The sequence below is a fragment of the Azorhizobium doebereinerae UFLA1-100 genome (assembly GCF_000473085.1).
Taxonomy (GTDB): domain Bacteria; phylum Pseudomonadota; class Alphaproteobacteria; order Rhizobiales; family Xanthobacteraceae; genus Azorhizobium; species Azorhizobium doebereinerae.
In genome coordinates, this window is the sequence record NZ_AXBA01000062.1 from 1 (window position 1) to 9864 (window position 9864).

At 69.2% G+C, this 9864-nt stretch carries 10 protein-coding genes; 8 read left to right on the top strand and 2 right to left on the bottom strand.

The genetic code is table 11. The annotated features are described in order from the left end of the window. The 6 genes from YU1_RS0124800 to YU1_RS31130 form a co-directional block, all read left to right on the top strand. Nucleotides 1-219: IS5/IS1182 family transposase (locus tag YU1_RS0124800; RefSeq protein ID WP_029006362.1), on the top strand; the 219-nt coding region annotated here is incomplete at its 5' end. A gap of 283 nt (nucleotides 220-502) precedes the next feature. Next, nucleotides 503-1684 carry an FMNH2-dependent alkanesulfonate monooxygenase gene (ssuD, locus tag YU1_RS31125; RefSeq protein ID WP_035716687.1) on the top strand — a complete coding sequence of 394 codons (1182 nt, stop codon included), beginning with the start codon at nucleotides 503-505 and terminating at the stop codon, nucleotides 1682-1684. A 29-nt stretch (nucleotides 1685-1713) separates the two neighbouring features. Beyond that, nucleotides 1714-2721 carry an ABC transporter substrate-binding protein gene (locus YU1_RS0124810; RefSeq protein ID WP_084540118.1) on the top strand — a complete coding sequence of 336 codons (1008 nt, stop codon included), beginning with the start codon at nucleotides 1714-1716 and terminating at the stop codon, nucleotides 2719-2721. Between the two features lie 4 nt (nucleotides 2722-2725). Beyond that, nucleotides 2726-3526 (top strand): ABC transporter ATP-binding protein, encoded by an 801-nt coding sequence (locus tag YU1_RS0124815; protein ID WP_051357336.1) that lies wholly within the window; start codon nucleotides 2726-2728, stop codon nucleotides 3524-3526. Further along, on the top strand, nucleotides 3519-4370 hold the full coding sequence (locus YU1_RS0124820; RefSeq protein WP_029006365.1) for an ABC transporter permease: 852 nt from the start codon (nucleotides 3519-3521) through the stop codon (nucleotides 4368-4370). The genes YU1_RS0124815 and YU1_RS0124820 overlap by 8 nt, the downstream gene beginning before the upstream one ends. A gap of 358 nt (nucleotides 4371-4728) precedes the next feature. Beyond that, nucleotides 4729-6276: a GGDEF domain-containing protein gene (locus tag YU1_RS31130; RefSeq protein WP_051357338.1), complete on the top strand. Its 1548-nt coding sequence runs from the start codon at nucleotides 4729-4731 to the stop codon at nucleotides 6274-6276. Nucleotides 6277-6286: 10 nt separating this feature from the next. Here YU1_RS31130 and YU1_RS0124830 read toward each other — a convergent pair whose 3' ends face one another. After that, the gene (locus YU1_RS0124830; RefSeq protein WP_029006366.1) at nucleotides 6287-8194 is read right to left on the bottom strand and encodes an FUSC family protein; all 1908 of its coding nucleotides are present in this window, start codon (nucleotides 8192-8194) and stop codon (nucleotides 6287-6289) included. Further along, on the bottom strand, nucleotides 8191-8655 hold the full coding sequence (locus YU1_RS0124835; protein WP_029006367.1) for a MarR family winged helix-turn-helix transcriptional regulator: 465 nt from the start codon (nucleotides 8653-8655) through the stop codon (nucleotides 8191-8193). Before YU1_RS0124835 ends, YU1_RS0124830 begins: the two co-directional genes overlap by 4 nt. Before the next feature lie 144 nt (nucleotides 8656-8799). Here YU1_RS0124835 and YU1_RS0124840 point away from each other — a divergent pair, with 144 nt between their 5' ends. After that, nucleotides 8800-9357 (top strand): nuclear transport factor 2 family protein, encoded by a 558-nt coding sequence (locus YU1_RS0124840; RefSeq protein ID WP_198019060.1) that lies wholly within the window; start codon nucleotides 8800-8802, stop codon nucleotides 9355-9357. Between the two features lie 297 nt (nucleotides 9358-9654). Continuing rightward, a partial coding sequence (locus YU1_RS31135) for a transposase (RefSeq protein WP_035714732.1) occupies nucleotides 9655-9864 on the top strand: 210 nt, incomplete at its 3' end.

A 9864-nucleotide genomic window follows, 5' to 3' on the forward strand; every position in this document is an offset into this window, starting at 1 on the left:
ACAATCGCGGCAAGGAACGCGCAGGCGGTCATCCCGTCCAATCCATCCCGCGCCAGGAAGCATAGCCTCGACAGGCACCTCTACGCTCAGCGCCACCTGATCGAATGCTGCTTCTCCAAGCTCAAGCAGTTCAGGCGTGTCGCGACCCGCTTCGAGAAGACCGCGCGAAACTACCTCGCCATCGTCACAATCGCTGCCATCGTCCTGTGGATCAGGTAACTGTCCACACCACCTAGAGCACGCCCCATTCAAATGGCACCGCCATTTGAACGGTAAAACGTTTTCTATCAAAGCGTTAGAGGGCGATTCACTGCTCAGATTGATTCAATCTGATCGGATCGCGCTCCAGGTCAGCCGCCCCGACCACACGACCGCGCATTCCCCGCACAAGCTTGAGGCCGGCAGATAGGCCGGACCAGCCAAGGTCAATCCATATTCCACTTAATTTATTGACTTGATGTTTTTATATGCCAGTTTCAGGGGTGAAATCCCGGAGCGAGTGATGACGCAGCCCACTGAAACCCTGCCGGCACCAAACATGTTCTGGTTCATCCCGACCCATGGGGATGGCAGTTATCTGGGCTCCGAAACCCGCCAGCGACCGCCGGAATTCGGCTATTTCCGCGAAGTGGCCACCGCCGTGGACCGGCTGGGCTTCAAGGGCGTGCTGCTGCCCACCGGCCAGAGCTGCGAGGATAGCTGGATCACCGCCGCCGGCCTCGCCACCGCCACCGAACGTCTGAAATTCCTCGTCGCCCTGCGCCCCGGCGTCACCACGCCGGTGTTCGCCGCCCGTCAGGCGGCGGCTCTCGACCGGCTGAGCGACGGGCGCCTGCTGCTCAACCTCGTGGTCGGCGGGCATCCCGGAGAACTGGCCGCCGACGGCGTGTTCCTGCCGCACGACGAGCGCTACGCGCAGGGCAGCGAATTCGTCGCCGTCTGGCGGGCGCTGGTGAATGGCGAGACGGTGAACCACGCCGGCCGCTACTACCGCGTGGAGAACGGCCGGCTCGACTTCCCCATCGTGCAGGACCACCTGCCGCTCTATTTCGGCGGCTCCTCGGACGTGGGGCAGGAGGTCGCCGCCGAGCATGTGGACCTCTACCTGAGCTGGGGCGAGCCCCCGGCCCTGCTGGCCGAGAAGATCGCCGCCGTGCGCGCCAAGGCGGCCAAACGCGGCCGCACGCTGCGCTTCGGCATCCGCCTGCACTTCATCGTGCGCGAGACCGAGAGCGAAGCCTGGGCGGCGGCGGACCGGCTCATCAGCCAGGTCTCGGACGCGCAGATCGAGAACGCCCAGAAGCGCTTCAAGATCGAGATGGATTCCGTCGGGCAGGCGCGCATGGCGGCGCTGCACGAGGGCCGCCGCGACCGGCTGGAGGTCGCCCCGAACCTGTGGGCCGGCGTCGGCCTCGTGCGGCGTGGCGCCGGCACCGCCCTGGTGGGCGACCCGCAGACGGTGGCGGCGCGCATCCGCGAATATCAGGCGATCGGCGTCGATACCTTCATCGGCTCCGGCTACCCGCACCTGGAGGAGGCCTATCGCGTGGCCGAGCTGCTGTTCCCGGCGCTCGGCATCGACGGCCGCCGCCGGAGCGTGCGCGCCCAGATCGTCAATGAATTCGCCGTCGGCAGCCATGGCGCGGAAGCCGGCCGCCCCCCGATCACCCAAGCCGCCGAATGATCCCGCAGATGTCGCGCCCGGAGATGGACATGTTGAAACGAGGTCTCGCCGCCGGCCTTCTCGCGGCCGTGCTCGGCGCGCTGGCCCCCGCGCACGCGCACGCCGAAGGCACCATCCGCATCGTCGAGCAGTTCGGCACGCTCTACACGCCCTTCCATGTCATGAAGGAGCAGAAGCTGATCGAGAAGCACGGGCAGGCGCTCGGCCTCGACATCAAGGTGGAATGGGCCAAGCTGTCCGGCGGTTCGGCGGTGAACGATGCCCTGCTATCCGGCAATGTGGACGTCGCCGCCGCCGGCATCGGCCCCTTCCTCACCCTGTGGGACCGGACGCGTGGCACCGCCAACGAGGTGAAGATCATCGGCGCGCTCGGCGCGCAGCCGAACTATCTCGTCACCAGCAATCCCAACGTGAAGACCGTCAAGGACTTCACCAAGGCGGACAAGATCGCGCTGCCGGCGGTGGGCGTGTCGGTGCAGGCCCGCGTCCTCCAGATGGCGGCGCAGCAGGCATTCGGCCCAGGCAAGGAGAAGGCGCTGGACGAGCTGACGGTCACCCTGCCCCACCCGGACGCCACCGCCGCCTTGCTCTCCGGCTCCACCGAGATCACCGCCCATCTCTCCAACGCGCCGTTCCAGGACCAGGCCCTCAAGGATCCGAAGATCCACAAGGTGCTGTCCTCCTATGACGTGCTCGGCGGGCCGGTGACGCCCACCTTCGTCTACAGCACCGTGCGCTTCAAGAAGACCAATCCGAAGACGTTCCAGGCCTTCTTCGACGCCTTCCGCGAGGCCACCGCCTGGGTGGACGCGCACAAGAAGGAGGCGGCGGAGATCTATGTGAAGGTCGAGAAATCCAAGCTCGACCCGGCCTTCGTCGCCGAAGTGCTGTCCGATCCGCAGGTAAAGTACACCCTGACCCCGCTGGGCTCGCAGAAGTTCGCCAATTTCCTCGCCGACATCGGCGCCATCAAGAACCGCCCGGCGAGCTGGAAGGACTATTCCTTCGACGACCTGCACAGCGATCCGGGGAGCTGAGGACATGGCCGCCCCCGCCCTTCGCCTGGAACCGGCGCCTCCCGTCCTGGAAGCGCGCCGCCTGACGCTGGACTATGCCACCGACCGCGGCCCCGTGCGGGCCGTGGAGGCGGTGGACCTGAGCGTGGACGCGGGCGAGCGCCTCGTGCTGCTCGGCCCGTCCGGCTGCGGCAAGTCCTCCATCCTGAAGGCTTTGGCGGGTTTCCTCCCGGCCACGTCCGGCACCATCCTGGTGCGCGGACGGCCGGTTTCCGGACCGGGGCCGGACCGCATCGTGGTGTTCCAGGAGTTCGACCAGCTCCTGCCCTGGAAGACCGTGCGCGACAATGTCGCCTTTCCCCTGCGGGTCGCCCGCAAGGTGTCGCGCGCCGAGGCGCGGGACCGGGCCGAGGCGGCGCTGGCGCGCGTCGGCCTCACCCGCGCGCTCGACGCCTTCCCGCACGCTCTGTCCGGCGGCATGAAGCAGCGCGCCGCCATCGCCCGCGCGCTCGCCACCGAGCCGGACGTGCTGCTGATGGACGAGCCGTTCGCGGCGCTCGACGCGCTCACCCGCCGCCAGTTGCAGGAAGACCTCCTGGCGCTGGCGGAGGAGCTTCGCTTCACCCTCGTGTTCGTCACCCACGCCATCGACGAGGCGGTGCTGATCGGCACCCGGCTGCACCTGCTGAGCCCGCATCCGGGCCGCACCCTGGCAATGCGCGACACCGCCCATCTCGGCCTCGCGGAGGTGGGCAGCGCGGCCTTCGAGGAATTGACCCGCGAGGTCCACACTTTGCTGTTCGGGAGCACCCGGGGCCATGTCTGAACTCGATCTCGCGAACGCCCCCGCCGACGTGCGGCCCCTGCCGCCGGCACGGCCGCCCTTCTCGCTGTCCAAGCTGTGGCGCAATACGGGCGTCCGGCGCCTCGTGATCCTCGCCGCGCTGGCAGCGATCTGGCAGGGCGCGGCGCTGTGGCAGGACAATCCGCTGCTGTTCCCCACCTTCACCGACACCGTGTCCGCCTTCGTCGAGGCCACGCGGTCGGAAGGCATGCTGTGGTCCGCGCTCGCCTCGCTCACCGTGCTGCTGAAGGGCTATGCCATCGCCGTCGCCTTGGCCCTCGTCCTGGTCTCGGGCGCGGTGGCGATCCCCGTCCTGCGCGACGTGCTGCAGACGCTGACCGCCATGTTCAACCCGCTGCCCGCCATCGCCCTGCTGCCGCTGGCCATGATGTGGCTCGGGCTGGGCGAAAGCGCGCTGCTGCTGGTGCTGGTCCATGCGGTGCTCTGGCCGTTCGCGCTCGCGGCCCTGTCGGGGTTCGACCAGGTGCCGGAGACGCAGCGGCTGGTGGGGCGCAACTACGGCCTGCGGGGCCCGGCCTATGTGGCGCAGATCCTGCTGCCGGCGGCGCTGCCCTCCATCCTGTCCGGGCTGAAGATCGGCTGGGCCTTCGCCTGGCGCACGCTGATCGCCGCCGAACTGGTGTTCGGCGTTAGCTCCAGCCAGGGCGGGCTCGGCTGGTTCATCTATCGCAATCGCAACGAACTGCTCACCGACCGGGTGTTCGCGGGCCTCGCCACGGTCATCCTGATCGGCCTCGTGGTGGAGATGGTGCTGTTCCGCGTCATCGAGCGCCGCACGGTGGTGCGCTGGGGCCTGCAACGCTGACACGCGCGCCGGATGCGGGAGCCAACCCGCTCCATTATGCCGGCCGCGCCTTCCTCCCGGCAAAAACGCGCGTCTTCATCGATTTCGTCGCCGAATCCTTCCGCCAGCAACGCCTGCCGGAGCGCTTCGCGGGCAGCCTCGGCGAGGGCGCAGCCGCCGCCGGCCGGATCAGGCCCGCGGCGGAACCGGCTGCATCACCAGACGGATAGGGGCCACTGCGCCCGCTCACTCTGGACGGCCTGGCCCGCCTCGGAGGTTGCAACACGCCCTGCGCTTGCCGAATCCCATCGCTGGCGTTAAATATAGTCATCACTCTTTTACCTCTCGAAGCGCTGCCGTGATGGGAGCGAAAGATCCCATGCGCACATCGCGAGAGCCGAGGCCGAACAGCGGGGCGAAGCGCCTTGCCGCGCCGCTGCCCCGGGCGGCCCGGCTCATCGTGCCGGCCGGCATCGCTCTGGCCGTGATCTTCGCCGGCCTGATCGGCGCCAGCCTCTGGCAGGGCCGCCGGGATGCCTGGACCCAGGCGGAGCGGGCGGCGGACAATCTCGTGCTCACGATCAGCCGGGACATCCAGCGGCATTTCGACGTGTTCGACGTCCTGTTACGCAGCGTCGTGCGCGATCTGCAGGACCCGGCGGCGGCGATGACCCCGCAGATGCGGCAGCGCCTCCTCGCCCGCGCCATGGAGGTGGGCGGGTCGACCGGGGAGATGGTGCTGCTCAATGCGGACGGGACCATCGTCGCCGAGTCCACCACCCTTGCCGGGCCGCCCGTGGATGCCGCCGACCGCGACTATTTCCTCGCTCACCGCGACAAGGCGGATGTGGGCCTCTATTTCAGCCGCCCATTCAAGAGCCGCCTCGCGGACGGGGAACTCGGCATCGCTCTGTCCCGCCGCATCCAGGACAGCGAGGGCCGGTTTGCCGGCGTGCTCGCCGTCTTCGTGCGCCTGACCTATGTGCGCGATCTGTTCGCTGAACTCGACCGCAATCCGCGGGACGCGCTGATCCTGATGCGCGACGATGGCGTGATCCTCGCGCGCGAGCCGGACCTCGGCCCCGCCGGCGGCGCCTGGCTGGACGTCTCGTCGCGCCAGAATTTCCAGCGCATGCTGACCGCGCGCAACGGCTCGTTCACCGGCGTTGCCGGGATCGACCGGGTGTTGCGGTCCTATAATTTCAGCCACATCCCCCACCTTCCGCTCATCCTCGCGGCGGGACTTGCGGTCGACGACATCCTCGGCCCCTGGCGGTTGCGGGCCTCAGTGACCGGCACGGCGACGCTGGTGCTGTGCCTCGGCACCGTCGGCATCGCCATCGCTCTGCGCCGGGAGATCATCCGGCGCGCCCGGACGGAGGCGGAGCTGGCTCTCCTGTCCCTCACCGACGGCCTGACGGGCATCGCCAACCGGCGGCGCTTCGATGACATCAGCGCGCGGGAATGGCAGCGCGCCCTGCGCGTCGGTTCCTCCATCGCGGTGCTGATGGTCGACATCGACCGCTTCAAGCTGATCAACGACCGCCTCGGCCATGCGGGCGGGGACGAGGTGCTCAGAGCCATCGCGCAACTGGTCCAGCACAGCCTGCGCCGGCCCGGCGACCTCGCCGCCCGCTATGGCGGCGAGGAATTCGCCGCCATCCTGCCCGACACCGAACTCTACGGGGCGCAGGAGACCGCCGAGCGCATCCGCGCGCTCATCGAGAAGGACGTCATCAAGGATGACTGGCCGGTCACGGTGAGCGTCGGCGTGGCGGCGGTGACGGCATCCCAGGACCGCTCCATCGGCGACCTGATCTCGGCCGCCGACCGGGCCCTCTACCGGGCCAAGGAGAATGGCCGCAACCGGGTCGCCATCGAGCGGATGCAGCCCCGGCGGCCGGCGGAGATGAACTCCCCCGCCTGAAGGCGCCGTCTCACCCCATGACGCGCCGAGGACCCGCCGCCGCGAAGAACGCCCCGCGATCGGCAAGCGCGCCCGCAGCCTCCAGCAGCAGATCCGGATCGATGCCGGGCGCCCGCGCCGCCGCGGACAAAGCGCGGGCGGCACGGCGGGGATCGGCGCCCGCGTCGCGCAGCCGCGCCAGCGCCGCCGTGAGCCGGCGGGCCGTGCCCGGCGCGAGATCCGGCGCGCGCAGGGCCTCGCCCAGATGCAGAGCCGCGCTCCCCGCCAGCAGCACGGCGAGGCCGCCGTCGATCACCTCCGCCTGGCCGTGGCCGGTCTTCTCCGCCCACCGCGCCAGGCGCAGGACGCGGTGATAGAGGCGGGCGCGCCAGACGGGAGGACGCCACGCGGCATCCGGCCGCCCGGCCATCTCCTCGACCTCGCGCACCATCATGGTGCGCAGCATCTGCAAGCGCTTGCGTCCGCTGATGGGGAAGACCAGCCGATAGGCCAGGAGCGCGATCACCGGGCCAAGCAGGACCGCGACCGCGGCGGTGATCGATGCCTCCAGCGTGCCGCCAAGCGGCCATAGCGGCTGGAGCAGGAGCAGCAGCACCATGTTGTAGTCGAAGCCGACCGCCGCCGTGCGGGGGTGCGCGAAAAGGAAGGCGCCGACCAGGATGAAGGGCATCATCCACAGGATCAGGCCGAGTTCGCCGCCCGCATGCGGCCACACCAGCCACCGGCAGGCCAGCGCGCCCGCCACGCCCAGCACCTGCCCGACGAGGACCGAGCGCATGGTCTGGACCGGATTGTCGAAGGTGGAGAACACCGTGGTCATGATCGCCGTGCCGAGCATGAGCAGCGGCCCGGCGCTCCAGCCCGTCGCCAGCCATGCCAGCCCGGCCGCCAGCGTCACACCACCGGCGCGCAGCATGGCCTCGCGCGCGCCGATCCAGTCCCGGTGCAGGGCGATGAGCGGAAGCGCATCGGCGGCTTCCAGATCTCCGCTTTGTCCGCTCCGGGCCAGCGAGAGGCCGGCGATCACCTCGCGCAGGGCCGGATCGGAGGCCGCAAGCCCGACCGCCCGCAGCAGCGCGTCCTCGCCGCCGGTCCCCGGCCGCTCCAAATCGACGGCGGCGGCTTCGAGCGCGGCGACAAGCGGACCCCACGCCCCCGGCGGCGGCGCGCGCCGCATCCAGAGCAGCGCGGCCACCTGCGCCGCGAGCCGGCGGCGCAGGGTACGGACGGCGGCGCGGAAATGCAGGGAGCCCGCGGCATGGCCGTCCAGTTCCTCCTCCATGGCGGCCAGTTCCGCGAGCAGGAACTGGTACTCCCGTTCGCCCGGAACGGCCGCCTCCGCCAGATGGGCGGCCAAAAGGGCAAGGACGCGGCCGGACAGCCGGTCGACCCTGCGGGCGAGGCTGTCATGGTCACGCCGCGCGGCGAACAGCAGGCCGACCGCAAGCGCCACCGCCACGCCCACCAGGACCGTCAGCATCCGGTCGATCCCCACCGCGAGGGTGCCGTCCGGCTGGGCACTGTGCAGCAGCGTGACCATGGCGGCGGAATAGCCAGCCAGGAGGACGCCGTAGGAGACGAAGCCGCGCAGCAGGTTGCCCGCGCCGACGCACAGGCCGACCCAGGCCGACAGGCCAAGGACGATGATCCACGCCTGCCCTTGCGCCGCGGCCACGAGGCCGATGCCGAACAGCGCACCGAGAATGGTGCCGAGGACGCGGAACAGGCTTTTCTCCAGCAGATGGCCTCGCACCGGCTGCGAGGCCGCCCATACGGTCATGCCCGCCCATTGCGGATGCTCAAGGCCGATCATCCAGGCGGCCAGCACGGCGCAGCCGGCGGCCAGCGCGGTGCGCAGCGTGAAGCCCAGACGCGCCGGATCGAACCCCGCGCGGGTCACGGCATGACCGATCCTCATGGGGCCTCCGGCGCGCCGTGGCGCAGCGCCTCGATCCGGGCATCGATCCGCTCAAGGGCGGCGGTCAGCGCGGCGATCTCGGCGCCGTCGAGGCCCGCCAGCATCCGCGTTTCCAGCCGTGTCAGGACCCGCTGAATCCTGCGCGCCTCGGTCTCGCCCGCCGGTGTCAGGAACAGCAGGTTGGAGCGCCGGTCGGCCGTGTCCTGCCGCCGTTCGATGAAGCCCCTGGCCGCCAGGATATCGACGAGCCGGACAAGGCTCGACCCGTCGATGCCGACCCGCGCGGCAAGCTCCTTCTGCGAGAGGCCGCCGCCGGCACGGTGGACGTGGATCAGCGGGGACCATGTGGCATCGCCGGCGCCGACCTCGGCCAGGCCGGCATCGAGCGCGCTGCGCCAGCGGCGGGCGGCGCCGACGAAAAGCAGGCCGAACCGGCCGCGGGAGGACAGGGCATGGGGCATGGCTTCATGTAGCAAATCAAATAATTTGAATTCAATCCATATCTCGCGCTTTCGCCCGTCGTCCTGTCGGTTTCACCGCAACGTTATCGCGCATGGCGGGATGGCCCGCGCCTGCGGCTTGAGCGGGTGCCGGAGAAGGCATAGATGGCCGCCAGGTCCGCACGAACCGGCGCGCGCCGCGCCGGGGCAAACCTGCGGCCGGGCGCCAAGCGCCTCATGGACGCACCAGAAGGAACCACGATGCGCCTCCTCACCCTGAACCGGACCCTCGTGGCCGGCGCCATCGCCCTCCTGGCGGGCTTCGCCGCGACGGCGGCCGGCGCTGCACAGAACAGCCCGAAGGACATCGTCACGGGTTTCTACCGGATGGTCTTCGAGGATCACCGCGTGAAGGAGGGCTTCGACCAGTATGTCGGCCCCACCTACACACAGCACAATCCGAACGTACCGGACGGCCCCGAGGCGACGATCCGGTTCCTCAGCGGGCGGTTCGAGAAGAACCCCCAGGCGACCAACAAGATCATTCGCGTGATCGCCGACGGCGACCTCGTCGCGGTGCACGTCCACTCGACCCTCAACCCGCAAGACCGTGGCAACGCCATCGTCGACATCTTCCGGGTGACGAACGGCAGGATCGTCGAGCATTGGGACGTGATCCAGCCCGTACCGGAGACGGCCGCCAATCCCAACACGATGTTCTGAGGCCCGGACCCGGCGCGCAACCTTCCGGCGGGCCGGTTCCGCTCGGCCTAAGGTCGCCTGAGCACCAGGACGGGGCGTGCAGTGTCCGACCAGATTGCGAGGCGATCAGAGTTGAACCTGCCCCGGAATATTTCCCCGTTTCCTGGAATCGGTGAATTTCTCCATCTATCTGTTCTATCGCGTTTTCTTCACGCGAGCCTGGATCCACTTCGCCCGAAAACGCTCTAGGTAGTGTGGACTCTTGGGGTTCCCGGGCTGAATGATCTGTGATTCAAAGCTGCCTTTGATGAGGCAGCGATGGGTGTTCTTGATCGACTGGTGCTTGGGGATGAGCAGTGGGCGCGGATAGCGCCGCACATCATCGGCGACGAGCGGACGCGCGGCTCTTCGGGCCGGGACAATCGTATGTTCATCGAGGCGGTGCTGTGGATCGTGCGCACCGGCTCGCCTTGGCGCGATCTGCCGGAGCTGTTTGGAGAATGGAACACCGTCTTCCGTCGCTTCAGC

Bases quoted from the DNA above. Each gene is read 5' to 3' on its own strand.
- ssuD (WP_035716687.1), top strand. From the start codon at position 503: ATGACGCAGCCCACTGAAACCCTGCCGGCACCAAACATGTTCTGGTTC.
- YU1_RS0124830 (WP_029006366.1), bottom strand. From the start codon at position 8,194: ATGAGGATCGGTCATGCCGTGACCCGCGCGGGGTTCGATCCGGCGCGT.
- YU1_RS0124835 (WP_029006367.1), bottom strand. From the start codon at position 8,655: ATGCCCCATGCCCTGTCCTCCCGCGGCCGGTTCGGCCTGCTTTTCGTC.
- YU1_RS0124815 (WP_051357336.1), top strand. From the start codon at position 2,726: ATGGCCGCCCCCGCCCTTCGCCTGGAACCGGCGCCTCCCGTCCTGGAA.
- YU1_RS0124820 (WP_029006365.1), top strand. From the start codon at position 3,519: ATGTCTGAACTCGATCTCGCGAACGCCCCCGCCGACGTGCGGCCCCTG.
- YU1_RS31130 (WP_051357338.1), top strand. From the start codon at position 4,729: ATGCGCACATCGCGAGAGCCGAGGCCGAACAGCGGGGCGAAGCGCCTT.
- YU1_RS0124810 (WP_084540118.1), top strand. From the start codon at position 1,714: ATGTTGAAACGAGGTCTCGCCGCCGGCCTTCTCGCGGCCGTGCTCGGC.
- YU1_RS0124840 (WP_198019060.1), top strand. From the start codon at position 8,800: ATGGCCGCCAGGTCCGCACGAACCGGCGCGCGCCGCGCCGGGGCAAAC.